The sequence below is a fragment of the Sphingomonas sp. GW821-FHT09E03 genome, from assembly GCF_059416225.1.
In genome coordinates this window covers 33,238-57,425 of sequence record NZ_JBWKOS010000010.1, presented here as the reverse complement: position 1 = coordinate 57,425, position 24,188 = coordinate 33,238, and the positions used below count along the sequence as shown (strand labels likewise).

The following is a 24,188-nucleotide window of genomic DNA, read 5'->3' as shown; positions in this document are numbered from 1 at the left end:
GAGAGCAAACGTCAGTTCATCACCCGGATCTGCTCGGGCGACAGCAGTTTGTTGGCAATAAGCTCGGCGCGTGACCCTTCTGGATCGGTCGTGAACATCAGAACGCGCAGATCGTCCATCGCTCGGGAAAAGGAGACGTATGCCAATTTCGACGTTTGGTCCCGCTGACGCTCCGTCGGTTCCCCGGCTGTCGCCGGAGTCAAGGTCTTGCTGAAGTTATACGCGTTCCAGGAAGCTTCAACGTCATCGTAAACGACCATAACCTTATGATATTCTTCGCCTTTCACACCATGTTGAGTGCTGTACGCAGTGTTGCTCTGAATGAAGGAGGCGTAGCGAGTGACCTGCTGGGTCGGCATAGAAAAGAAGGCGTCGGCAAGCCAGTCGCCCTTATCGAGGCTGTTCAGATCCTCGTTGTACAGTTCTTCTCGAGGCGACCGAGCAAGATGGTCGTGCAGCTTATCCGAGGCTAAGATGGTCTGTTTCTCAACGCAGAAGCGAAGAATTTCACCAACCGTCTCCGTTTTCCAGAGGGCATGCAGCTGCTCCACCAACGCTGCCGAGGTCTCAATCATCAACTTCAGCGACTTCGCAGCGTTCCGGCCGTCGACTGCAAACGCCGGGCTTTCCCGTCTCAGGATGTCTACAACTTTGCGTCCGTCATTTTGCTCTCTTGCCAGGATGAGCGGGCAAAGCGTCCTCAGAAAGGGTTTGATCAGGAAGTGGTCGCCTGCCTCGAACGCTTCCTCGGCTCGTGAGGAGGCGAACGTTCCTGTAAACAGCTTGTTGAGCTCAGCGAAGCCCAGGCGTCTGGCGATCATCTGACGAGCAAGAAAGAGCCGCATGACGTCGGCGTGGCCGCTCCAGCCCCAGTCAGCGACTGCCGCATCCATCCGTGCCAACGCGCGCTCGATCTGATCGTCGCCGTACCGTTTGCGTGGTTCACTGGGTTCTTCCGCCTTCACTAACAGGAACTCAACGCTTCCCTCCCGCTCCTTGTTATCACCGGCAGCATACTGCTCGACATCACGCCGATAGGCATTGAGAAGACGGATCACACTCTTGGAACAGCGAAAGTTTTCCGTCTTGGTAATAATTTTGCCGCCTTCAGGCGGCGAAAAGGCCCCGGCACTGCGATCATAGATTTGCTGCCAGGGATCACCGAAGTACCCGATAAGCGGCGGGCCGATACCGGCGCAGACGAGGTTGAGCCCAGCAACAATGCCTTCGAAAGTGTCCTGTGCTTCATCGACGAATATATAGGGAAAGCGCAGGCCAGTGATTCGCCGGAATGTTGCGTTGTTCGCAAAAAGATAAGCGGCGATCTCGATCACATCATCGTGACCAATCTTACCTTCACCATAGTCGCTGAACTTGGTGTCGGCATACTCAAAGGTCGAAATCGACGGCAACTTGTCGAGTGCAGCAGAGAGGCGCTCAACCTTGGCGCGCGCCTTCAGGGCTGTCTTACTCTTGCCGCCCTTATCCTCCGCCTTTGCCTTCTCGATCAGCGCAGGAAGGCGGCTTTCAATAAGCGCCTCACGGATGTTGTCGTTGAACCGTCCGACTTGGCCCCACAAAAACCCGTGAAGGGTGGAAACCATATAGAGGTCATCGAATCCGAGACGCGTCTTGATCACCTCGACCGCGCGCTTCGTGAAGGTAATACACGCAATGCGCTGCCCTTGGCGCCGGAGTGCCGCACCCTCACGCTCGCGCACACGCCCAAGGGCCTCGACCAAGGAGCTCGTCTTGCCCGAACCGGCGCCCGCCACCATCGCAAAGCTGCGACGATCGTCGAGGCACTGACGAACGACAAGATCTGCTTCGCTTTCGATGCGGATGCCCATGCTAAACCACCGCAGCAGCAGCGGCAGCAGCAGCCGCCGATGCGTTGGCGAGTGGTGGGCAGAGCCGTTCCTCAAGCCAGCGGAGACCCTCGGCAATATATTCAGGAACGATCCACTCCTCATCACAGGCGAGTACGTCCATGGCAAAGTCGGTCTTTTTGAAACTGTCCGACCGGATCCGATCGTAGACGTCCTGATACGCCTCATCGAGGGGCGCTCGGATCGCAGCATCGATGGAGAGCGTTCCGGCTCGCACAAGCTTGAAGTTTTCGTAGACCATCGCTTCTTCCAAGGTCCGGGGCCGCAACTCTTGCTGGCTGGTACCCTCGGTGACAGTGACATCGGTCTGAAATGCGATACAACGATCTTTCGCTACATGCTTCTTCTCGTCGGATGTAAGCGCGATCAGCTCGGCAACCGTTGATTTGCCACACAGCTTCTTGAGTGATGCATTCGAGGTACGCGCGCCAGCGACATCGGCACGGCACGCCTTCGGATGGCCGGTTGGTACAACAGAGTCGAGATCGGTGATCACCAGATATGGAATGTGCAGGAAGCTTAGCAGCCCCTCGAAGCGATGCGCGTAAGCCCCTCCTACTTCTAAGACCGTCAGATAGGTGGTCCGGAGGCGCGCCGCTGAACTCTCGATCATGGCCGCCATCAGAAGCTTCTCGACGGCGCCTTCCACGAGAATCGCGGCATCGGCGAAAAACAGATCGCAATGGGTAAGACGCAGATAGCGCTTGAGGAACGCCAGCGACTCGGAAGGCGAGATAAGCTTGCCGTCGATCGTCTCAGCCTCGGGCTGGAAGGCGCGGAGGCTGCGCACGGCCGAGGCGTTGCGGATTCCCGTGGCGGCGGTTTCCCCCGCTACATGACAGCGCTGAAAATAGCGGACCTTCTCGAAAGGCACCGCTTCCATGATATGAGAGGAATGGGTGGTCACAACGAGCTGCGGCACGAGGCTCGGTTCACCCGCCGCTTGCGCCGATTGATTGATTACCTGCCAGATATTTGAAATGAATGTCTGCTGCACCTGAGCGTGCAGATGAACTTCAGGCTCCTCGATGAAAATCATCAGGCACAAAGGGCGATTCTCAGCGGTCATAACCCACTGTGAGTGAAAGTGCCGAGCTTGAATCGCCATGTAGATGAGGTTTTTGAAGCCGAGCCCGTTATAGAGCTCGGGCAGTTCATGCTGCCGGCTTGGATCGACATAAAGCAGCTCTGTGCTGCCGCGTAGAGCCGTTTCTGGGCTAAGCGACGAGATAATTCGCAGCTCGCGGTCGTTAATAGAGGGAACGCCAAGGCCCTTGATCAACTTAATGAGAGGATCAAATTGCTGTTCGTAATGCTCGGTTAGCTGCCTGTTGTTCTCGTCGATCACGCGGTGCGCGTCGGCTGCATGCCCGACCTGCTCGAGGTTCTTTCGGTAAAAAGCGCCAAAGGCTGCTGAAAGCCGATTGCTGCGGCTGCTGTCATCGTCATTGATGTTGCGTTGCGCGTCGACGAACTCCACTCGGATAAGGTGCCGCACAAGTCGCTTGCCCTCCTCTGGCTCGAGCTCGCTTGTGACGATTTCGGTCGCGCCCCCTTCTCCTGTTTGTCTGTCCAGCGAGAAGAAGCGGGTGGTGCTATGTCGCGAAAGGTTGCCGTCTAGCGCAAGATACTGCGACAGTGCCTTTGCTCGGCTACCGTCCTCCTGCTTGGGATAGGCCGCGTTGTACTGGTCCCAAAGCTTGGCAGCATCGTCGATCTCGTACGAGAAGCGTATTCCAAGCTCCGTGAAGTCGGAAAGCTTGGGTAGCAGCGTGAAAACCCTCCCGAAGGCAATACTTTCGGGATCGATGGTGAACCACAAATCCAGGGTGATCGCAGGAAGACGCGCTTTATCGCCGGTCTCGACAAAAGCGTCGAAGTTGGCCATTCGGGAAACGGAGAAATCATGAATCTTAAAGTCGCGACCGCCGAGAAAACACCGGAATATCGCAGTTGCCGATGTCTTGCCGCTGTTGTTCGGTCCGACGAAGATCGACTCTCGGTCTTCGAGGTCGATCTCCACATTTTCCAGCCTCCGGAAGTTGCGAATGGCGACGAGACTGACCTTCATGCTTTCGGTCCCACTGGATGTTGTGAGGCGAGGCCATCGAGCCCTCCCCGGCTTACTGTTATGCGATCTGCGAATGGCAGGAGTCGAGTTCCGGCACGGCCCATTATGATCCGTTCAACGAGACCCCTCCCCCATCGAGCAATGCTAGGTCTGTCCCTTCGCCTGTCAATCGATTGTCACGCGCGCAGGGGCCGCCGGGACGCTGGTGTAATCTGATGCGCTTCGGCAGGATGGCATGATGACCGACTTTCGCTTCCTTCATGCGGCCGATATCCACCTCGACAGTCCCCTGTATGGCCTGTCCCGCTATGAGGGACTGCCGGAAGAGGATATCCGTAGCGCAACCCGCGCGGCCTTCGACAACCTCGTCCAGTGTGCGCTCGACGAGACTGTGGACTTCGTCCTGATCGCAGGCGACCTGTTCGATGGAGAGTGGCGGGACATGAGCACCGGCCTCTATTTCGCCCGCGCGATCGGACGGCTCGACCAAGCCGGCATCCCGGTCTTCCTCCTCGCCGGAAACCACGATGCGGAATCGGTCATCACGAGGAGCGTGCCGTGGCCGCCCAACGTGCGGCTGTTCGGCACTAAGAAGCCAGAGACGCACACACTCCCGGATCTTGGGGTCGCAATCCACGGCCAGAGCTTTCCGACGCCCGCCGTCACCGACAACTTGGTGCTCGCCTATCCCGAGGCCGCTAGCTACAACTTCAATATCGGCATGCTGCACACCGCCTTGGCTGGCCGGAAGGGGCATGCCGCATACGCCCCCTGCAGTCTCGATGACCTTAAGTCCAAGCGCTACGACTACTGGGCGCTCGGGCATGTCCACGAGCACGAAATCGTCTGCGAGGAGCCGCACGTCGTGTTCCCGGGCAACACACAGGGCCGCACGATCCGCGAGACCGGGCCGAAGGGCGCGGTGATCGTCACCGTCGAAGACGCTCGGGTCACCGCGGTCGATCGCATCGAGCTCGACGTCCTGCGCTGGACCGTAGTCGAGGTCGACTGCACCGACGCCATGGCCGAGGCGGTGCCGGCGTTGATGCGCGGCGCACTTCTGGCGGCGTGGCAGGACAGTGCAGCGGGACTCCCCCTGGTGGCCCGCGTAACGCTCACGGGTCGAACGTCCGACGCGGGCGCGATGCACGATCGCGGGGGTTCGCTTCGCGATGACGCCCGCGCGGTCGCCGCGTCCATCTCGCCCGATCTCTTTATCGAGAAGGTGAAGGTTTTAGTTGCCCCCGACAGCCAGACTCAAAACGTCGTCATCGGCGACGACCTCGCCGCGCTGATCGCGCGCGCGCCGACCGACCCGGCGCTCGCCGAGCTGCTCGCGCATGACCTCGGCCCGTTCCTGCTGGCGGCGCAGACGTCCCTCGGATCCGACGAGGACGGCGAGCTGCGCAATGCGGCCGCCGCCGGCGACTGGGGTTCCGTTCTCCGCACCGCGACACTCGCGTTGAGTTCGCGCCTGACGAGCGAGGCCTAGCATGCGTTTCGCCAGCCTCGCCCTCGAGCGTTACGGCCACTTCGAGGGCTGCGAACTTACCTTCCGCCCGGGCGCTCCCGACCTGCACGTCGTCTACGGTGCGAACGAGGCGGGCAAGACCACCTCGATGGCCGCCGTGTCCGACTTGCTCTTTGGCTTCCTAACCCGCTCCCCCTACAACTTCCGCTACGACTACTCTCTCCTGCGCGTTGGGGCGGTGCTCGAGGATGACGGCGGGACGCTCGCCTGCCGCCGCAAGAAGGGCACCAGTGGCACGCTGCTCGGCCCGGATGACCGGGCACTCGACGAGGGCACCCTGCTGGCGATGCTGCGCGGCCAGACGCGCGAGACGTTCGGCCTGTCCTTCAGTCTCGACCAAGATGGCCTGCGGGCAGGCGGCAGGGCCATGGTCGAGGCGCGCAACGACCTGGGGCGCGCTCTGTTCGCGGCAGGCTCCGGCCTGGCCGGCGTGTCGGACGAGCTTTCGCGCATCGAAGAGGACGCGGACGCGATTTGGGGACCACGCGCGTCCAGCAAGCGGTCCTTCACCATCGCCCAGCGCGAGCTCGAAACGCAGAGCCGTGCCGCCCGAGACCAGTCGCTACGACCGAAGACGTGGCTCGACGCACGCGCAGCGGTGGTGGCGGCGCAGGCCAGTTTGGACGACGCGCAATGGCGGCGGGACGAGATCCTCGCCGAAGTGAGCCGCGTGGAACGCACACGCCGCATCGCGCCTTCGGCACGGCTCCTCGCGGACCAGCTCGCCTCGCTCTCGGGTCACGCGGAGACCGTCGACATCGCGCCTCATCGCGAGGACGCGGCGGAGACGACGATGGCCGAGATCAACCGCGCCACACTGGCGAAGGCGATAGCCGTCAAGCTGGCCGACGAGGCGACCGAACGCATGCAGGCCCTCGTGCCGGATCCGACCGTGCTCGCGCAGGCCGATCGGATCGACGAGCTCGGTGCCACGGCCGGCGCGGTCGCCAAGGCGCGGCAGGACATGCTCCGCCTAGCGGCTGAGCACGACGCCGGGAACGGTCTCGTTGCCCGGCTGAGGAAGGAGGTCGGCGCGGCGGAGCCGCCGACCAGGATTGTCAGCTCACGAATACGCGAGCTGGCGCTGGCCCACGTCCAGGATGTTTCGGCGCTCGACCAGATCGCCGAGAGCGAGGAGGACCTCGCCCAGCGCCGCAGGCCCGTGTCGGGGAGCGTCGACGAGACGCCGAAGACGGTCGAGCTCGCCGCGGTCGTCCTGGCGGTCGACGCCGCGCGGGCGCTCGGCGTGGACGCGGACGCCAGATGCGATACGGCGGAGCGGAAGGCCGGACTCGCCGCCACGGCGGTCGAACAGGCGATCGCGCGTCTGGCACCCTGGAACGGTGACATCCCGCGTCTTCTCGCTCTACCGCGCATCGCCGCCACCGAGATCGAGGCGGCACGCACGACCCTCACGGATCTAGCCGCAACGCAGGCGCGCGAGACCGCGCTTGCCACGCGGGCGCGCGAGGAAGCGGCCGCTCTTGAATTGCAGATGAGGCAACTCTCGTCGGGCCCCGCAATCTCGACTGACGAGATCGTGGACTCGCGGGCCCAGCGCGACGCCCGCTGGCAGCCGATCCGCGACCATGTCCTCGGGCAAACCGCCCTCCATGCCCCAGATGATGCAGTCGCCGCCTTCGAGGCGACAGTCGCCCGGGCGGACGAACGCAGCGACCTCCGGTTCGCCGCAGCGGACGAATCAAGCAGGCTGGCCGACATGGGCCTGCGCACCGCGAAACTGCTGCTGGATGCCGAACAGGCGGAGGCCCGTGCCGCCACCGCGACCGGGCAGGGCACGTCGTTCCGTGCCGACTGGATGACGCGACTGACCCGCGCCGGCTACGCCGAGATGGAGCCGGAGCAGCTCACCAGCTGGCTTGTCGACCGCGACGCGGCGGAGGCGGCGCACGCGACCGCGACTTCGCTCGAGGACGAAGCCGCGGCCAGCCGCCGGCGGCGCGCCAGTGTGCGTGTAGCGCTCGTCGCGCGTCTCCCCGTGGACGCGGCGGAAAACGAGGCCACCGAACTGGCACCCGTCCTCGCCCGTGCCGAGCGGATTCGCTCCGATGGCGAAGCGTCGGAGCAGACCGCCCGTCTCAGCAAGGCGGCGGCGGAACAGCTCGAGCAGGACGCCGACGCGCTCGCCCGACGCAGGAAGAAACTCGAGGATGCGGCGACGGTCCGGGCCACCGCCTGGCGGGACTTGCTGGCGGATGCGCGGCTCGAGATGGACATCTCCGGCGCCATCGCCACTTTGGACGTCCTCGATGAGCTGCGGGTGGCGCTGGCGGCGCAGACGGAGCTCAAGGCCCGCATGGACGGAATGGCGCGCGACGCCGACGACCACGACACGCGCGTCGCGTCGATCGCCGACGCGCTCGGCATCGACGCCTCGGGAGGGCCCGCGGAGCGGCTGCGTCTCATGCGCGAACGGCTCACGGCGGCGCGCGCGACCTCGAACGTGGTCAAGTCGATCGAGGAGACCCTTGCCGAAAGAACCGCGGACACCGCCGCCGAGGACGCCAAGCTCGCGCTGGCGCTCGCATTACTCGGAACACTTATGGAGGAGACCTTCTCGAGGGACACGGCCGAGCTCGGAGCTGCCATCCAGAGGTCGCGGGAGGCTCGTGCCCTGCGCATCGCCATCGCGGCCACGGAGACGGCGATCAAGTCAGCCGGCGACGGCAAGACCCTTGAGGAGCTGCTGGCGGCGCAAGAGGGTGTTGATCCCGACAGTTTGGCTGGTCGCGCGCAGACCCTCTCGGCCGAGCTTGCCAGCCTCAACGGTGAGGTCGCCGCCGCGGCAGCCGCACATGGGGACGCGCGGACGGCGTTCGCCGGCCTCGAGGGGACCGGCGCCTCAGCGGTGGACGCGGCGACCGACGCGGGGCAGGCGAGGTCTGAGCTGGGGGTGCTTACCGAGCAGTACATCCTTAAGCGCGCCCAGGCGGTCACGCTGCGCTGGGCGATCGAGCAGTACCGCGAACGCCACCAAGACCCGATGCTGCTGCGCGCCAGCGAACTCTTCTCCTCGCTGACGATCGGGCGCTACTCGGCGCTGCGCATCGACAACGACGGAACGACCCCCAGGCTTCTCGGCCTGAGGGACGACGGCCGCACCGTGGTCGACGTGGGTGCGATGAGCGAGGGCACGACGGACCAGCTCTTCCTGGCTCTGCGCCTGGCCGCCGTCGAGCAGTCGGTCGCCTCGGGGATCCGGCTCCCGTTCCTCGCAGACGACCTCTTCGTGAACTTCGACGACGAGCGGTCGGAGGCGGGCTTCCGCGTCCTCGCCGAGCTGGCAAAGTCCACCCAGGTGCTGTTCTTCACCCACCATCCGCATCTGGCGTCGATTGCCCGATCGGTGGTTGGGGCCGACGTCCACTCGGAGTGCTCGCTCGCTTGAGGACCTCACCACCCGAAATCCTTCCAGCATTCAAGCCCGACTGGAAGGCCGCCAGTCTGTTGAACGAGCGGCTGCGCTTCGTCGATCCGACCGCGCTGATGCACCTCTCGCGCGGCCTGACCTTCAACCCGCTTCGCTCCGCCGAGGTGCTGGACGATGTCCTCGCCGCGTTCGACGAGCAGAACGGCTACGTCGCGGACGTGCAGGCTTGGGTCCGCGGGGGCGGCCTGCAAAACGGCCCGTGCCCGACCTTGCCATCGGGCCGCATAGTTGCCGACGTCACCGAGACAATGAACGCGGAGCGCAAGGTGCTTCACGCGGCCGCGATCCTGAACCTAGAGCGGGAGGCCGGGATCGCGCCGGCCGTGTTTCTGAGCATGGTCTCCCCGACGCTCGACGTGGGGATGCGCGTCGAGCTGCCGATGCGCGCCGTGCTCAAGGGCAATCTTCCGCTTGAGGGGACCTACACGGTATACCTCCACGTGCTCATGACGAGCGATGGCAGAGACCTCGTCTACTACGGCATCACGAAGCGGGGTTGGAGCCTGCGCTTCCAGGAACACACCCGTTCCGCCATCAGCCGGAAGTCTCACCGCCTGTTCGCGCGGACGCTAAGGGATCTGACGGCCGCCCGCGCGCAGGAACTTCACGGCGTGCTCGACGAGCGGCCAAAGCTCCGCGGCCTGATAACGACCATCTGCGCGACGGGTCTGAGCCATGGCGAGGCGCTCGACGTCGAAGAGGCCATGGTCGAAAAGTACAGCCTTGCTTCGAAGCACGCTAACGGCCTGAACATGATACCAGGCGGCGCAGCCGGTCTGCGCGCGGCGCAACGATTCAAAGGGACGCACTAATGTCACGCGCCCCAAGTCTGCCCGCGCCCGTGATCTCCCGCAACCGGGCGGCGGCGCTGCCGTTCAGTATTTCGGCGGCCCCTTGGGTGAATTTACTCGGCTAAGCGATGTCAGCGGCGGTCTTGGTGTTCGTCTCGACCGCACGACTGGCCGCTAGGAGGTGACGCCGTTTTATCAGAGGCGGCGTGGTGCGGCGGCCCACGATACGGAATTTATGGCGAACGACCCTCTGATGGGCCATAGCGTCGGGATGATCGAAGATGACATCGCCGCGCTCGTCGCCGACTATTATCAGAGGCCGCACTCCGGAGTATTGATGCTCTCCAACGTCGGGGCTCTGCTCTCAAAGGTCGACAAATGGCCGCTTGCCGACGACGATACACGTACCCTGACTCAGATCGTGGAGGGCACGCCGGGTGTCATGCTCATTCGCGATCCTAGCGCGACGTCCTTTATCGCGGTCGTTTTGAATGGCGACGAACACCTTGCTGAAGCAGCGATCGCGCAACGCAAGACCCGCTACTTCCTTCGCGGTCTGCCGCGAGCGTTGATTCTAGCCTTTTGCCTGGAAGTCGCGCCCGGCCAGGATATGTACCTGCGCCTCGAGCCAAGCGTGAGCTACCAAGCCGGACCAGACGCAGGGGAGGAAGGTTTCATCCTGGTCGACGAGGACCTCAGGCTTCCTGGTCTTCCGGTAGATGACATGGCGGCGCTAGGCGGTGAGGATGTAGCAGCGCTCGAGACCAATATTAGGACATGGTGCGATCGACACGGTATCGTAGCAGAAACGCTTGGCAAGAAGCGCACGCGGTCGCCGTCTGCTCCGGTGGTGCCGGTCGAAAAGCGAACTTCTTCGGCGCTTGAGCGTCTTTATGCCGCTCAGTCGCACGAACTTGCCGATCGCTTGATCGTACCGATAGATATCGCGTTGATGTTGAGTCGACTGCCCTGATGGCGAAGAAGGACAGGCGGCGGCACCTGGTGCAGCCGCGCGGACCGCAGCAGCTGTACGTGATTGCCGGGTTGCCGTTGGCTACCGTCAGGGGCGCCTCTGAATGGCTTCGCGCCAATGTGAAGGACGCGATCGTCCAAGCCATTCCGTCATCGAGCGATGACGGCCCGCTATATCCTGAGGCTCTTGTCGGTCAGATCGTACGGTCAGTAGGCAGCTTCGCAATTCGGCGACGTACCAACGGGCCGGAGCGTCCAGCGACGCCCGCAACGATCACGCTTCTGTATGTCCCAGCGTCCGACGACGAACGGTTGCTCGCCGCCTTTGATTTTGCGGTGATGGTCGCCCCACTGACCAGTCTTGTCAGCCGTGACGACAAAGCGCGGCAACGGCGACACATTCTTAGTGCGATTGAGCAGGAACTGGCCGACGCAAGCGACGCTGCGGGCGCGGTGCGCCAAGGTCTTTACGAGGTTGTTCAACGTCTGGGTCGGCAAGCGGACAACGAGGCAATGCTTCTTCCGCCACGGAACTTCGCCGTCGGCGACCATGATCTCGTTCCTGCTTTTCGTGCGTTCCGGCTTAACGAGCGCGCTTGGACCGATCGGCTGCCTGATCTCGGTCCAACGGACCTTACCCACGACGATATCGCGCGCATACCTGCCAAACGGACCCGGCGCGTATTCGTTGATAGCCGGGGGATGGCCTTTCTGATCGCACATCAAACTGCGTATGACGGCCCACCGCGTGAGGCTGAAAACGACGAAGATATTGGCGAGCTGCTTAGTACATTGCGATCATTGTACAGGTTTGGCGGCGCTCTGGCTCCCGGACTGCACCATGACGCACAGCGCAGCGACGGCTCGGTTTTAGACGGAGCGATTTTTCATTGTGATCGAGACGGGCGCGTTAGTGCCAATGGCGACTATGCCAACATCTATCCGAATGACTACGTACGGGTTCATAAGAAGACAAAGGTAGGATAGATAATACGCCGACACCGAATTGGTGTACGGCGCTATTATCCAATTTTCACCCTATCGCCCATCAGCCGGTCGAGGATCCTGGAGAGGATCATCGTCCCGTTTCAGCCGTAACCGAAACGGGAGGTCCTTTCGGACCAGCGGGTCTTGAAGCCGAAGCTCCAGCGCTTTTTCCTAATTGCCATTAAGATCCGCGCGATGCCCATAGGGGCATTAGATATGCCCTTAATGGCACCTAACGAGAAAATGTCAACATAAAAGGTCCTGACTAGCAAGGGCAGCGCTGCTACCGGCTGAGGGCGGCGCAACCGTCAAGATGATTGGTAATGCAGCAAACCGGCACCGCCGATCTCGTCGCCTACCATTATTCGAACCTTTACGAATCGCCAACTCACAACGAAGTTGGCGGCTTTGGTCGGCGGACCCGCTGAGGCATCCTCTCGACGTCAAATAACAAACCCTGTTCGTCATTCCTGACGTCAATGATCTCTCCAAGGCTTTCGCCAAACCCTAGAACGAAGAACGTCATGGCGTATGTGCCGAGAGAGACGGTGGGATCGCCTTTCTCCAGCTTGAGATAGGTGCTCTTGGCTACACCGATCCGTTCGGCCATCATGACCACCGTGAGCCTGCGCTTCTTCCGCGCCAGCGCGATATCGGCACCAAGCTTGGTCAAACTGCGCCTTACGCGAGATGGAAGAATATCGAAGACGGCCGACCGCATTTCAATGTCTCATATAAGCGCCCATAGGGGCGATATGGTGCGTTATATACGACCTTACGCGAGAGTTGAATATGGCGGAGTCCAAGGAGGCATCAAGAAATTCACAGTACAAATCGCACAGGTTAGTTCGTGCGACATCGACAGACACGGCAATCTGTCACGAAGCGCCTGCCGTAGTTACTGCCCTCCCGCCGGCAGCGCCACGAAGTGGGGTACGTGCAAGTCGCATGGCGCAAAGCTATATCGCATCTATACCGATGAGACCGAGCAACCTTCACGAGGCAGAATGAAAGCCCTAGACGCCCTGAAGGCTGCACCCCCTGAGGTGCGAGCCGCAGCGCTTGCCGTTCTCGATCAGGTGTCAGCGCCATTGACGGAGCGACAACTCGCCAGCGCCTTTCGTGCACATGGCATCGGGCAGCTCGATGCCAAACGCATGGCACGAGCCCTGCGAAAGCTTGATATCATCGCAGTCGCCCCTCGCGGCCCTTGAAGCTCGAGGATTGTAAGCTTCGGACTGGCACGGACGCGCCCTGTCAGGCTACATTCGAAATTGCGCCAAGAACCAGACGCGAGAAGGTAGACGATCATGACGGAAGCGACCTGGGGCGAAAGCGTAAAGACGCCTGAGATCAACTGGCGGATGAGCGCGTCGCTCGAAAACGTCCCGCGCGGCGATAGCGACGTCGCTGAAGTCACCAACCTCGAGCGAGCAGTTCGCGATTGGCGCGGATTGGACCCCGAGCATCAAGCCGCGGCCGTCCTGACGGTAGAGCATCCTGTCCAGATCGAGGGCGCCTCCAGCACGACCTTTACCGGTGAGGGTATCGCAGCACTGGCGGAGCACCTGCCGGCTTCCAGCACACCAGAGGAGTAAGGCGGCATGGCCAATCCCAGCGTCCGTTTCGAGATGGGGGACTATTACTGGGTTGCCGAACGCGAGAGCGTCGGGTTCACGGGTGCCACTAACTTAGGAGTCGTCGAGTTCCTCATCACCAGCGAGGCTTTGACGCAGCTCCTCGATCCCGATCGCGATACGCTCGACTCCGAAACTGCCCTCGAGGTCTTCATCGAGTTCGAGAGCGACATTCACCGCATAGCACAGCGCGAGTTCGTCAAGCGGCTCGGCGGGGAGCCCCCGATCCTGCTGACTGCGGCCGACGTAGAAAGCTGAAGCCGTGGCGGAAGGAAGCGCCATCCGGATCGATCCATGCCATCCGACGGGCACCATCCCCGAGGTGCCTCAGCTGAGGATGCGGGCGGCACGCTTTCTCACTGATCCAGCACTTCCTCATATCGGCCTGCGCGGCGCAGCTGACGGACAATGCCGTTGAACGCGGCGGTCACCCCCTGCGCCCTGCCAATCTCATTTTCCTGGCGCGCCGCATCCCAATAAAGCTCGAGCGGCCAACGCTCCGGGCAATGCGGTAGCAGGCACCGAAGCGCCAAGCGAACCTCCACGCCGTCCACGCGCGTGTCCGAGCAGCGGGCGACGCCGCTCCGCAGGATATGGACCGATAGCGCGATGACGACGCGCTGGTGGCGAGCAAGCTTTGCCATCGCTCAACGAAAGTCATGCGATTTGAAGCGTACGGCGTCCTCGGGATCCATGCCCTCAGCGTGCGGCGGCCAGTAGCAGTTGCGCGGCTCCGGCTTCCAACCCGCGTCACCGCGGTCAGGCGATCCGGCATGCTTGGCCCCATCGCCGCGGCCGGTCCGATGGGGGAACGACATCTCGCCCACTCGGTGCAGCAGGTCACCATGGTCGATGATCCGGTCGCAGATGACGTGGATCACCTCGCCCTCTTTCTGCACCCGGCCCTTCATGCCGATCATCGACGCGGACATGATCGTGCGGCGTAGCCGCTCGAACCGATCCGGCCACAGGATGCCGTTGGCGATCCCCGTTTCGTCCTCGATCGTGATGAACAACACGCCCTTGGCCGAGCCGGGCTTCTGGCGGACCAGGATGATGCCGGCGACCTCGACGTGCCGGCCATCCCGAATGTTCGCGAGTTCAGCGCATTCGGTTACGCCACGCCTGGCCAGCTCACCCCGAACGAACGTCAGAGGATGCGCCCGCAGCGAGAGCTGCAGCGAACGGTAATCCTCGATCACTTCGCGACCATCCGTCAGCGGTCGTAGGTCGACCGACGGTTCGATTCCTTCGGCGCTAATCGTCTCCGCAGCGCGGTCCGCAGCCGCGAACAGCGGCAGCGGTGCCTCGCCAAGGCCCCTCACCTTCCACAGGCCCTGCCGCCGGTCGGCGCCGAATGCGTGAAACGCATCGGCATCCGCCAGCTTCTCGATCGCGGCGCGCTGGACGCCGGATCGACGCCACACGTCCTCGATCGAATCGAAAAATGTCGTGCTGCGCGCTCCTACGATCGCGGCCCCGTCGGCGTTCGACAGCCCGCGCACCTGGCGAAGCCCGAGCCGAACCGCGAGGTAGCGGCCGCCTGTCGGCTCCAACGTGCAGTCCCACCGGCTCGCGTTAATGCACGGGGGCCGGACCTGGACATCGTGCGCCTGAGCGTCGCGCACGATCTGCGCGGGCGCATAAAATCCCATCGGCTGCGCGTTCATGAGCGAAGCACAGAAGACGTCGGGATGGTGATGCTTCATCCAGCTCGATGCGTACGAGATCTTCGCAAAGCTCGCCGCGTGGCTTTCCGGAAACCCATAAGAGCCGAAGCCCTCGAGTTGGCGGAAGGTGCGTTCGGCGAAGTCGCGGGGATAACCGCGGGAAACCATACCCTCGACCAGCTTCGCCGAGAAATGCGAGACGCCGCCGGTGACCTTGAAGGTCGCCATGGCGCGGCGCAGCTGATCCGCTTCGGCCGGGGTAAAGCCCGCGCCGACTATCGCGACCTTCATCGCCTGTTCCTGGAACAACGGCACGCCGAGCGTCTTTTCCAGCACCGCGCGGAGCTCCGGCCGGGGATATTCGGGCTTCTCCAGCCCCTCGCGCCGACGCAGATAGGGATGAACCATGTCGCCTTGGATCGGCCCCGGTCGGACGATCGCGACCTGGATCACGAGATCGTAGAACCGGCGCGGCTTCATCCGGGGCAGCATCGACATCTGCGCGCGGCTCTCGATCTGGAAGGTGCCGAGCGTGTCGGCCTTCTGGATCATCGCGTACACGGCCGGATCGTCGTCCTGGAGGTCGGCCAGGCCGATGCGGATGCCCTTATCCTGCTCGAGCATGTTGAAGGCACGGTTCATGCAGCCGAGCATGCCGAGGCCGAGCACATCGACCTTCATGAACTTCAGCGCATCGATGTCGTCCTTGTCCCACTCGATGATCTGGCGATCTTCCATCGCGGCGGGCTCGATCGGCACGAGATCGTCCAGCCGATCATGCGTCAGGACAAACCCGCCCGGGTGCTGGCTCATGTGGCGGGGCACGCCGATCAGCTTGCGGGCCAGTTCCAGGGTCAGGCGCAGGCGTCGATCGCCGATATCGAGGTTGAGTTCCTCGACCTGCTTCTCACCCACGCCTTCGGCGGACCAGCCCCACACCAGCCCCGCCAGCGAAGACGTCAGGTCTTCGGGCAACCCCAACGCCTTGCCGACATCACGCACCGCACCGCGCGCGCGGTAGCGCTGGACCACCGCGGTCAGCGCGGATCGATCACGCCCGTAGGTTTCGTAGATCCACTGGATGATTTCTTCGCGGCGCTCATGCTCGAAGTCGACGTCGATGTCGGGTGGCTCGCGCCGTTCGCCCGATACGAAGCGCTCGAACAGAAGCTCGTGCTTGATCGGATCGATCGAGGTGACGCCGAGCACGAAGCACACGCACGAATTGGCTGCCGAGCCTCGGCCCTGGCACAGGATGCCGCGGCGACGTGCTTCGCGGACGATCGCATAGACGGTCAGGAAATAGGGCGCGTAACCCAGTTCGCCGATCAATCTCATCTCGTGGCCGATCTGGTCGGTATAGGCGGCCGGGACGTTGCCATCGAACATCCGCTCGACCGCCTCGGTGGCCAACTTCCGCAGCGCGTCCTGCGCGCTCAGGCCGTCGATCAGCCGCTCGTGGGGATATTGATAGGACAGCTCACCAATATCGAAGGTGCAAGCCCGCGCGATATCGACGCTGGCGCGCAGCGCATCGGGATAATCACGAAAGCGCCGGACCATTTCCTCCGGTGATTTGAGCGCGCGATCAGCGTTGATCTCACGGCGGTAGCCGAGCTCATCAACGGTGCACTTCTCGCGCACGGCCGTAACCACGTCCTGCAGAAGGCGGGCTTCGGGCGCATGGTAGAGGACGTCACCGGTTGCGACCGCGCGAACCCCGGCGCCGCCAGCCTGCCTAGCCAGCGTATCGATACGGACAGCGTCGTCCGGCCGCCGTCGCTGGAACAGCGCCATGTACCCGCGTCGGCCGTAAACCGTCTTCAGGTCGGCAAGTGCCGCAAGGTTCGCCTGATCCGCCTCGTCCGGTAGCAGGATAGCGATGATTCCCTCCGACCATGGCTCAAGGTCGTGCCAGTGCAGCAGGCAGCCCCCCTTCCCCGCCCGCTTCTTCCCGACGGTCAGGAGCCGTGTGATCCGTGACCAGGCGGGGCGATCGGTCGGATAAAGGATCAGGCGGCGCCCGCAGGAGAGATCGACACGCGTACCCGCGATCGAGCGGACGTCGGTCGCCTTTTGCGCCTCCCAGGCGCGCACGACGCCCGCCACCGTACCGATGTCGCTGATCCCAATCGCGGAATACCCGAGCACTGCCGCCGCCGCGAACAGCTCGTCGGGGCTCGACGCGCCGCGCAGCAGCGAGAAATGGGTGAGCACCTGAAGCTCGACATAGGGCGCGCTCATGCGAACACGCCGTGGATCCACCAGCTGAGATCGCCGGTATCATCATGTGTGCCGTCGCCGCGCCGGAATACCCAGAAACGGCCGCCTGCCTCATCCTCGACGCGGTAATAGTCCCGAACCGCCCAGGTCTCGGCGTCGCGGCGCCACCATTCGCCGTGGATCCGCTCGGGGCCATCGCCGGCGACGACCTTGTGCGCTTCGCCACGCCACTCGAAGCGCCGCGGCGGTTGGTCGGGCAGCAGCGCAATGACGCCCCATAAGGGCTCTGGCCTGGCGAAGAGCCGAACCGGCCGCCGCCATGTCGGCCACCCTGCCGGCATCTCGACCGGGTCGGCGCGCGCGACCGCTCGCTCGGGTACATGGCTCGGGATCGGCGCGATCCGATAGACCGCATTCGGGCCGATGCGGCCGGCGACGACATCGACGAGGCGCGCGGGATCGCGCACCAGAACCTCGCCAGCTAGCACTGCGCCGAGATCCACTGCATCGAGCGGCTCGGTATGCGGTGCCACCAGCAGGAACTGCTCAAGCCCCAGTCCGGGATCGATGCGCTCGATCCTGAGTTTCATGAGGCGCAAGAGATGGGAGACATCACGTGTCGGCCGCGATGTCCCGACCGCAACCACCTGTTCGGTTCCATCGACACACAGCCCCGTCAGTCGGAGCGATCGCGCACCGAGCCCCCTCGCCTGCAGCACCACGGCCAAATCGCCGAGCAAATCCTCCATCACCTGTGCGATCGCCTCGGCCGTGCCGATCGGCTCGAGCAGGCGGCGCTCGACGGCTGGAACGGTGACATCTTCGCGCGGCGTGATCGGCTCCGCCACGCCACCGAGCGCCTGATCGAGCCGGGTGATGGCGGGCAGGCCCAGCCGCCGCGCAAGCGGGCCGCGCGCGACCGGCAAAAGGTCTGCGATAGTCTCGAAACCGAACCGCTTGGCCGCACTGAGCGCCGTGCCGGTCAGTCGCAAGGCGGCGATCGGAAGCGGCGATATCGCTTGGACCGTACCACCGGCCGGCACGATCGTCAGATCTTCCCGGCCGTACCGGGCGAGCGCGTGTGCGGCACCAGGCGTGTCGGCGACCGCGATGCGCGCCGTGAATCCGGCGCGCTGGCAGAAGGCGCGCAGGCGTCGGCAAAAGCGCTCTTCTCCCCCGTAGAGGTGATCGCAGCCGGCGAGGTCAAGCCATAGGCCATCGGTCGGCGTCGCGGCCGCAATGGGCGACCAACGCCGAACGGCAAGCAGCGCCAAGCGATCGAGCAGGACCGCGTCCGCCTCTGGCTGGGCGGGCCGGAAGTCGAGATCGGACACCAGAGCGCGGGCATGGGTAGCGGCCATTCCGACATGGATACCGAGCGAGGCCGCCGCAGCGCACGCCGCCACGACTTCCTCACGCCGCCCGACCTTGCCGACAAGCGCCAGCGGAGCATGAGCGGTTGCGGGCCGTGTCACGATCATGGCCGGTCGGGTGACCGACTGGCTCTTGTACGGATGGCTCGCGGCTTCCGATCGCCGCCCGAGTTCGCGCATGGGCGGCTTCGCATGCGCCGGAAGCGCCGCAATCTTGCCGGCAACCTCGACCTTGGTCGGGGATTGCGCCCGCGCCCAGCGCGCACCCGGCCGCCATCCGCCACCCCTGGGGACAGAGCATTCACCCGGATCGTCGTCGATCGGGAGGTGGAGCGCTAAGCGCTCAGGCCGCGGCGTGGCGTGCCGGTCCAGCCGTCTCAGCCGCTCGATGGCCAAGTGCGGCAGGAACAGCGAGACAACCCGTCTCATCGCACCCCTCCACGATCAATGAGAAGGACCCGCCGGTGCGTTGACGCGCCAGCTCGACCGACCAACGGGCGCGTCCCACCCCGGCAACCTTGAGCCGCTGCGACGGGGCGCTGGCAACCCGCCAGCGCGTCCAGGCAGCGGAGGGCTCGCCGAGCGGGTCTTGCGATCGGCCCCGCCAACGGCGCAGGAGCAGTACGGGAATGTCGGCTTCCGCCGAGACAAGCTGCAGGCGGCGCGTGGCGACCATCGAAACCTTTGCCGCCTCGGCCACCACCGCTGCCGGCGTACCATCCCGGATCGCGTCCTCGACAACCGCCAGAAGCGCGGCGTTGTCCTTGGGCTGGGCGTAGATCACGTTCGCCGAGCACAATCCTGCTTGCGCCAAGCCGGGGGCGTAGAGATCGTTCCGGCAGCTTGCCCAAAGCACCGGGGCACGCGTGTTCCGCGCTTCTCGCGCGGCGATACCGGCAAGGAACAACGTGGCAGCCGCATCGTCGACCAGCGAACAGGTCCGTGCCGCAACCTCGTGCAACGCTCCAGCCCGGAGCCCTCCCCCGTTCAGACGATTGTCCAGGTCACCAACCCCGAACGGCAGGACCCGGTAATCGGCGAGCGGCATCGCGATGCTTCGTAAGTGCGCGATGCTTTGAGGAAGCGAATCGAGGACGGCTGACATGGTGGCTAGACTCTACGTGTTCGCTTTATGTTCCGTTACCGCCGACGCTTGGTCAACGGATTTATGTCTGCCAGATCGAGTCTTTGCGCTTGACCGCAGCCAAGGGCCGGACGGTACGGAGTCGTAACGAACACGCGCTCTACGGCGCGATTTCGAGTGAGTTGCCAGTATCGCCGCGCACGATCACGGGCAGCCGCCACGAAAACTGACGGTACGCACCGCGTGGAACGGTTACACAACAGACCAAAAACAAACCGAGAAGATTTCGCTTTCGTTCTGCCATCGGCTGACTCATAGAATCGAGATGCCGATCCGCCCTGAAAACCGCTGGCTTTACCCGATCGACTGGCGCCAGCTGTCGGACGTGATCCGGTTCGATCGGGCCGGCGCGCGCTGCGAGCACTGCTCGAGGCCGCATATGCGTCGGGTCGCACATCTTGGCGATGGTCGCTGGTGGGATGCCGATGCCGTGTGTTGGCGCTCCGGCCGTGGCAAGCGGATCGCGCTCAAAGGCGGCTTCATTCTGGCGTCGGTACGAACGACGTATGTCGTGCTGGCTTGTGCGCATCTCGATCACGATCCAGGCAACAGCATGCCCGGCAATCTCGCGGCGCTCTGCCAGCGTTGCCATATGATCCACGATGCGGCCGAGCATCGATGGCAGCGCTGGTGGAACGTCTTTCGCCTGCGCGCAATCCGCGACCTGTATGAAGATCCGCGCGTCACGCGAGAGCGCAGCGCGCATTAGAAACCCGGCCGAAGTCTTTGCGTTGGCTCGGGCGCCAGCTCGGCGATCGCCCCCTGCCCGCACCCGGGCTGATACACCTCGACCACGTCATGATTAGCCAGTTTGCGGACCATTAGGCGGGCGCCCGCGACATGCACATCGTCGAGGAGCATCATTGTATCGGCGCTCGGCACGGCTAAGGTCCGGCCAGATCCACTAGGGAGAGTAAGTAGCATGAACATCGGTGAACTGGCGAAGGGCGTCGCTGGGACGACAGGCACGAGCGAGGCAGAGGCCAAGGCCGCAATCGCCGCCGTGTTCGACCAGATCGCAAGCGCGGCCGCAAAGGGCGAAGAGGTCTCGATCGCGGGCTTCGGCAAATTCGCCGTCAAGGATCGTCCTGAGCGCCAGGGCCGCAATCCGTCGACCGGCGAGGCGATGACGATCGCTGCATCGAAGAAGGTCTCGTTCACGCCCGCCAAGGGCCTGAAGGACAAGCTCTAAGACCAGAGTGCCGGCGGGCGAAGCTTGCCGGCACCACGATAGGGTGCTCGGATGTGCAATCGATACAGGCTGACGGCGAAACAGGCGGAGATAGCCGCGACGTTCGGCATCCGCCCGCCTTACGAGCCCGACGAGACGTACCCGGCTCCCGACATCTTTCCGACGGGCAAGAAGACGCCCTTCTTCGGCCAAGTGGTCATCGAGGACGGCACCGACCGGAAGATCGAACGGATGGAGTGGGGTGTACCGACCCAGGTGCCGAGCAAGCGCGACCCAAGCGTAAAGCTCACCAAATACGTGACCAACGTGCGCAATCTCAACTCGAGCTTCTGGCGGTCGATGCTGACAACGCCGGCGCGCCGTTGCCTGGTGCCGGTAACGGCGTTCTCCGAGTTCGGGATCGCGCCTGGCGAGGACGGAAAGAAGCCGCTGCACTGGTTCGACGTGCCTAGCCGCCCGATTTTTGCCTTTGCCGGAATCTGGCGACCGACCGAGCGCGGGAATGCTTACGGATTCCTGACCACCGAGCCGAATGCGATCGTCGCGCCGATCCATCCAAAGGCGATGCCGGTGGTCCTTCACGACGACGACTATGATCGCTGGCTATCGGCACCATGGGACGATCTGAAGGGGCTCGTCGCCCCCTACCCTTCCCAGTTGATGCGGCTCGGCTGACACGCTCATAATCCCCACGATCCAGCATCCGCTGCTGCGCTTTCATGCACTTCGCCGGTGCGCGCGCCAGGCATCATTCCAGTCGTCGTGATGCTCGGGCACGCGGCTGATGAGTTCGCGCCCGTTCGCTGTCAGGTGATCGCGTGCCTTTTCGAGCAGGCGGTCGGCCGCACGGCCCCGGTCACCGTAAACGATCACACGGCGGACCTTCTCCGGGATCGCGACGAAGGCTAGCCGTTCGACACCGCCCAGCGCCCATGTCGGCGTCCCGAACCATTCGGTCGCCGACCGGGCGTCCTCGATCCCTTCGGCAAGGCCCAGCTCGTCGGTCGCAGGCGCAAGACGGATCGCTGCTGTGCCGAGCAGTCCGAGCGCAACCTTCGGCTTTGGGATGGGCTTGCGCAGCACATCGACAGGATCGAGGAAGGTCCGCTGGACGGCAACCAGTCCGAGGTCGTTTTCGACTGCGGCGATCATCGCGGGCATGACGCGTCTGTCGGCACCGGAGCCGAATATGGTCGCCGGGTTGAAGCGCAAAGCCTTGGGATAGGGCGTGGAGAGGCCGCGGGCGACGAGATAGGCTTCGGCGAGCGTGCCCGCGACCGGCACGCTGGCATTCCAGAGACGCAGGGCGAGCGGGCCCATGTCGCGCTTCGGCTTGCCCTCCGGCATTGCCACCGCAGAACGGTCGTGGAGCTTTTGGCGCTGAAGCGCCTTCAGCACCTCGAGCGCTGTACAGCCGGCAAAACAGTGGAAGAGGATCGCCGAATCGCCGAGGCGGACGGACAGGCTGGGTGAGCCATCGTCATGTGCCGGGCAGCGGCATTCGCCGCGAGTCCCGCGCCACACCCCGCCGAGCTGTTCGACGATGTTCTTGGCTCGGACTTCGGCATCGAGCGGTAGTCTCGTCATCGGCCACGTCCTGTGAAGTTGGTCGGTTTCGGTCACTTTAGCCTCCGGAAAATATCACCGAACGCACAGGCGGCATCCTCCACTCTGGATGGTCGGCATGAGAAGGTGGGCTGCGCGCGGCGCGACGATCTCTTTCGTCCGGGTGGCAACCAAGCGAGGATCGTCACCCGACCGGGTTGGAACGGCCACGCTGGCTCGACCGCAACGCGGCGGAGGTGGAGCCGTGCCGCCAACCCGCTTCCGACCCCCAATCAGCTATGCTCGGCTTCGGCCTTGGTCAGGATCGAGAAGGTGTCGGCGATCAGCTCGGTGCGGTAGGAAACTTCGTTGCTGTCGCCATGATTGCTCTCGCGGACCCGGCCGGTGACATGCACCAGATCACCCTTCCCGGCTGCTTCGACCTGAGGTCCGACATTGGAGAAGCACACGACGCTGTTCCACAGCGTGTCGGTCTTCCAGTCGTCGCCGTCGCGGCGGTTATAATTGGCGGCGACGCTCACATAGGTGACCTTCTCGCGCGCCGTGATTTTGCCGATGCGACCGATGATCCGGAACTCGGCAATATTCTGTGGCATGATTTCCTCCTTCGTTGATGTTCGGATCGGATCCGGCGGGCCTGTGCAAGCCTAGTCGCGCTCCTATTGGCGGTGCGCAAAGTGGTAGCGCGCCAAATTCTCGGGCGTCGCGTATGTGTCGTAGGCCTTCGTCCAGTCGCGCCGGATGGCCTGCTGCGCCGTTCGCATTGGCACGCGGCGCTCGCAAACCAATCGCCACAAGACATAGGCCAAGGCATTCTTGTCGGCCGCGTTCGCCTGGCCGCGCCGGGGCTGGAGCCATAGATCGCGCAGGTCGAGCGGCGCGCCGCCAAGCGAGATCGGGATCAGATGGTCGAGTTCGTAATCGGCGAAGGACTCGCCTGGATGCTGCGCGTCCATCAATCGCCGTTTGACGGGCGCGGTAACCGCGAAGGCGGGGCGGACCGATCGTGCATAGCCGGGTCGGCAGATCGTCGTGCCGATGTTCGCCTGAGTGATAGAGGGATCGACGGCCCCTGGCGTATCGCGGGGCGGCAGGATGCCGGTTCGGTCCACCCGCAAGAAGGGATTGCGGAGCGCCGTCGATAGGCCGGCAACGGCATCGCAGAAGTCATGGGTCGCGGCGACGCTGCAGGCCGAAACCTCACCGCGCCTCCTAGCCCGCGTGTCGTCGAACGGCCGATACCAGAAGCCGATGGCGATCAAGAGCGCCAACCCGCCCGATATAGCTTGCAGCCTCAAGAGCGAATGGCCCGTATATCCACCGTCGTCCCAGTCAACTCGAAACCACTCGACAACTAAATCAGCTAGGTGCTGGCCTAGCTGACAATTGCCTAAAGCGGTTTGCAACACATCTCCTATGCTCATGGTGCAATATCGTGCCTCTAGTCGCAATGGATTACGCCGTATCACTCCATAATCGCGAATGGATCGCTCCAGATGTGTTGTTGTTTGCCTTATGCTTCAGGTTTAGCCTTTTGATGTCGATGTCCTCTAGTCGCTGACATCTGCTTGGGTTCAATTCAGCAATGGTGCATTGGTGTGCTTCCGGCGAGTATCGTAGCGAAGGCAATTCAACTCTGTGCCGCCGGGCTAGCCGGGGCCGGAACGCCATCTCCCGCGTCGCTCGCAATC

At 63.6% G+C, this 24,188-nt stretch carries 20 protein-coding genes; 10 read left to right on the top strand and 10 right to left on the bottom strand.

The features are described 5' to 3' along the window. Positions 1–11: 11 nt before the first annotated feature. Both AC07M8_RS16545 and AC07M8_RS16540 read right to left on the bottom strand, forming a co-directional pair. Entirely contained in the window at positions 12–1,850 is a 1,839-nt protein-coding gene (locus AC07M8_RS16545; RefSeq protein WP_495175383.1) for a UvrD-helicase domain-containing protein, read from the bottom strand. A gap of 1 nt (position 1,851) precedes the next feature. Beyond that, entirely contained in the window at positions 1,852–3,960 is a 2,109-nt protein-coding gene (locus AC07M8_RS16540) for an ATP-dependent nuclease (RefSeq protein WP_495175382.1), read from the bottom strand. Between the two features lie 238 nt (positions 3,961–4,198). Here AC07M8_RS16540 and AC07M8_RS16535 point away from each other — a divergent pair, with 238 nt between their 5' ends. From AC07M8_RS16535 to AC07M8_RS16515, 5 genes are all read left to right on the top strand, one after another. Continuing rightward, the gene (locus AC07M8_RS16535) at positions 4,199–5,452 is read left to right on the top strand and encodes a metallophosphoesterase family protein (RefSeq protein WP_495175381.1); all 1,254 of its coding nucleotides are present in this window, start codon (positions 4,199–4,201) and stop codon (positions 5,450–5,452) included. 1 nt (position 5,453) lies between these two features. Continuing rightward, positions 5,454–8,900 (top strand): ATP-binding protein, encoded by a 3,447-nt coding sequence (locus AC07M8_RS16530; RefSeq protein WP_495175380.1) that lies wholly within the window; start codon positions 5,454–5,456, stop codon positions 8,898–8,900. Between the two features lie 59 nt (positions 8,901–8,959). Next, a complete protein-coding gene (locus AC07M8_RS16525) occupies positions 8,960–9,754 on the top strand; it encodes a hypothetical protein (RefSeq protein ID WP_495175379.1) in 795 nt (264 codons plus the stop codon). A 160-nt stretch (positions 9,755–9,914) separates the two neighbouring features. Then, positions 9,915–10,706: a hypothetical protein gene (locus AC07M8_RS16520; RefSeq protein ID WP_495175378.1), complete on the top strand. Its 792-nt coding sequence runs from the start codon at positions 9,915–9,917 to the stop codon at positions 10,704–10,706. Beyond that, complete coding sequence (locus tag AC07M8_RS16515; RefSeq protein WP_495175377.1) at positions 10,706–11,692, top strand: hypothetical protein; 987 nt, start codon at positions 10,706–10,708, stop codon at positions 11,690–11,692. The genes AC07M8_RS16520 and AC07M8_RS16515 overlap by 1 nt, the downstream gene beginning before the upstream one ends. Positions 11,693–12,080: 388 nt before the next feature. Here AC07M8_RS16515 and AC07M8_RS16510 read toward each other — a convergent pair whose 3' ends face one another. Next, the gene (locus AC07M8_RS16510; RefSeq protein WP_495175376.1) at positions 12,081–12,365 is read right to left on the bottom strand and encodes a helix-turn-helix domain-containing protein; all 285 of its coding nucleotides are present in this window, start codon (positions 12,363–12,365) and stop codon (positions 12,081–12,083) included. A 637-nt stretch (positions 12,366–13,002) separates the two neighbouring features. Between AC07M8_RS16510 and AC07M8_RS16505 the strand changes: the two genes are divergently transcribed. Then, positions 13,003–13,290 carry a hypothetical protein gene (locus AC07M8_RS16505; protein WP_495175375.1) on the top strand — a complete coding sequence of 96 codons (288 nt, stop codon included), beginning with the start codon at positions 13,003–13,005 and terminating at the stop codon, positions 13,288–13,290. 6 nt (positions 13,291–13,296) lie between these two features. Then, positions 13,297–13,587: a DUF1488 family protein gene (locus AC07M8_RS16500; RefSeq protein WP_242153008.1), complete on the top strand. Its 291-nt coding sequence runs from the start codon at positions 13,297–13,299 to the stop codon at positions 13,585–13,587. 98 nt (positions 13,588–13,685) lie between these two features. On the opposite strand, the gene AC07M8_RS16495 is transcribed toward AC07M8_RS16500, so the two are convergent. Genes AC07M8_RS16495 through AC07M8_RS16480 form a run of 4 tightly spaced genes read right to left on the bottom strand, consistent with a single transcriptional unit; the run spans position 13,686 to position 19,643 of the window. Next, positions 13,686–13,973, bottom strand: coding sequence for a hypothetical protein (locus AC07M8_RS16495; RefSeq protein WP_037533385.1), 288 nt, complete (start codon positions 13,971–13,973; stop codon positions 13,686–13,688). 3 nt (positions 13,974–13,976) lie between these two features. Continuing rightward, positions 13,977–17,243, bottom strand: a complete 3,267-nt coding sequence (locus AC07M8_RS16490; protein ID WP_495175374.1) for an error-prone DNA polymerase — start codon at positions 17,241–17,243, stop codon at positions 13,977–13,979. Further along, positions 17,240–19,024 (bottom strand): Y-family DNA polymerase, encoded by a 1,785-nt coding sequence (locus AC07M8_RS16485; protein ID WP_259466942.1) that lies wholly within the window; start codon positions 19,022–19,024, stop codon positions 17,240–17,242. The genes AC07M8_RS16490 and AC07M8_RS16485 overlap by 4 nt, the downstream gene beginning before the upstream one ends. After that, entirely contained in the window at positions 18,939–19,643 is a 705-nt protein-coding gene (locus tag AC07M8_RS16480) for a protein ImuA (protein WP_121905612.1), read from the bottom strand. Before AC07M8_RS16480 ends, AC07M8_RS16485 begins: the two co-directional genes overlap by 86 nt. Positions 19,644–20,004: 361 nt before the next feature. On the opposite strand from AC07M8_RS16480, the gene AC07M8_RS16475 reads away from it, so the two are divergent. From AC07M8_RS16475 to AC07M8_RS16465, 3 genes are all read left to right on the top strand, one after another. After that, the gene (locus AC07M8_RS16475) at positions 20,005–20,448 is read left to right on the top strand and encodes a hypothetical protein (protein WP_037533379.1); all 444 of its coding nucleotides are present in this window, start codon (positions 20,005–20,007) and stop codon (positions 20,446–20,448) included. Between the two features lie 213 nt (positions 20,449–20,661). Then, positions 20,662–20,931: an HU family DNA-binding protein gene (locus tag AC07M8_RS16470; RefSeq protein ID WP_121905611.1), complete on the top strand. Its 270-nt coding sequence runs from the start codon at positions 20,662–20,664 to the stop codon at positions 20,929–20,931. 51 nt (positions 20,932–20,982) lie between these two features. Further along, positions 20,983–21,606: an SOS response-associated peptidase gene (locus AC07M8_RS16465; protein ID WP_121905610.1), complete on the top strand. Its 624-nt coding sequence runs from the start codon at positions 20,983–20,985 to the stop codon at positions 21,604–21,606. A 42-nt stretch (positions 21,607–21,648) separates the two neighbouring features. On the opposite strand, the gene AC07M8_RS16460 is transcribed toward AC07M8_RS16465, so the two are convergent. From AC07M8_RS16460 to AC07M8_RS16450, 3 genes are all read right to left on the bottom strand, one after another. After that, positions 21,649–22,518, bottom strand: coding sequence for a DUF7146 domain-containing protein (locus AC07M8_RS16460; RefSeq protein ID WP_121905654.1), 870 nt, complete (start codon positions 22,516–22,518; stop codon positions 21,649–21,651). Positions 22,519–22,769: 251 nt separating this feature from the next. Further along, positions 22,770–23,093 carry a single-stranded DNA-binding protein gene (locus tag AC07M8_RS16455; protein WP_121905609.1) on the bottom strand — a complete coding sequence of 108 codons (324 nt, stop codon included), beginning with the start codon at positions 23,091–23,093 and terminating at the stop codon, positions 22,770–22,772. Positions 23,094–23,156: 63 nt separating this feature from the next. Further along, a complete protein-coding gene (locus AC07M8_RS16450) occupies positions 23,157–23,921 on the bottom strand; it encodes a hypothetical protein (RefSeq protein ID WP_495175373.1) in 765 nt (254 codons plus the stop codon). Positions 23,922–24,188: the final 267 nt, after the last annotated feature.

Bases quoted from the DNA above. Each gene is read 5' to 3' on its own strand.
- AC07M8_RS16450 (WP_495175373.1), bottom strand. From the start codon at position 23,921: ATGAGCATAGGAGATGTGTTGCAAACCGCTTTAGGCAATTGTCAGCTA.
- AC07M8_RS16475 (WP_037533379.1), top strand. From the start codon at position 20,005: ATGCCGATCCGCCCTGAAAACCGCTGGCTTTACCCGATCGACTGGCGC.
- AC07M8_RS16500 (WP_242153008.1), top strand. From the start codon at position 13,297: ATGGCCAATCCCAGCGTCCGTTTCGAGATGGGGGACTATTACTGGGTT.
- AC07M8_RS16460 (WP_121905654.1), bottom strand. From the start codon at position 22,518: ATGACGAGACTACCGCTCGATGCCGAAGTCCGAGCCAAGAACATCGTC.
- AC07M8_RS16470 (WP_121905611.1), top strand. From the start codon at position 20,662: ATGAACATCGGTGAACTGGCGAAGGGCGTCGCTGGGACGACAGGCACG.
- AC07M8_RS16485 (WP_259466942.1), bottom strand. From the start codon at position 19,024: ATGAGACGGGTTGTCTCGCTGTTCCTGCCGCACTTGGCCATCGAGCGG.
- AC07M8_RS16505 (WP_495175375.1), top strand. From the start codon at position 13,003: ATGACGGAAGCGACCTGGGGCGAAAGCGTAAAGACGCCTGAGATCAAC.
- AC07M8_RS16535 (WP_495175381.1), top strand. From the start codon at position 4,199: ATGACCGACTTTCGCTTCCTTCATGCGGCCGATATCCACCTCGACAGT.
- AC07M8_RS16465 (WP_121905610.1), top strand. From the start codon at position 20,983: ATGTGCAATCGATACAGGCTGACGGCGAAACAGGCGGAGATAGCCGCG.
- AC07M8_RS16455 (WP_121905609.1), bottom strand. From the start codon at position 23,093: ATGCCACAGAATATTGCCGAGTTCCGGATCATCGGTCGCATCGGCAAA.
- AC07M8_RS16480 (WP_121905612.1), bottom strand. From the start codon at position 19,643: ATGCCGCTCGCCGATTACCGGGTCCTGCCGTTCGGGGTTGGTGACCTG.
- AC07M8_RS16545 (WP_495175383.1), bottom strand. From the start codon at position 1,850: ATGGGCATCCGCATCGAAAGCGAAGCAGATCTTGTCGTTCGTCAGTGC.
- AC07M8_RS16495 (WP_037533385.1), bottom strand. From the start codon at position 13,973: ATGGCAAAGCTTGCTCGCCACCAGCGCGTCGTCATCGCGCTATCGGTC.
- AC07M8_RS16515 (WP_495175377.1), top strand. From the start codon at position 10,706: ATGGCGAAGAAGGACAGGCGGCGGCACCTGGTGCAGCCGCGCGGACCG.
- AC07M8_RS16540 (WP_495175382.1), bottom strand. From the start codon at position 3,960: ATGAAGGTCAGTCTCGTCGCCATTCGCAACTTCCGGAGGCTGGAAAAT.
- AC07M8_RS16530 (WP_495175380.1), top strand. From the start codon at position 5,454: ATGCGTTTCGCCAGCCTCGCCCTCGAGCGTTACGGCCACTTCGAGGGC.
- AC07M8_RS16490 (WP_495175374.1), bottom strand. From the start codon at position 17,243: ATGAGCGCGCCCTATGTCGAGCTTCAGGTGCTCACCCATTTCTCGCTG.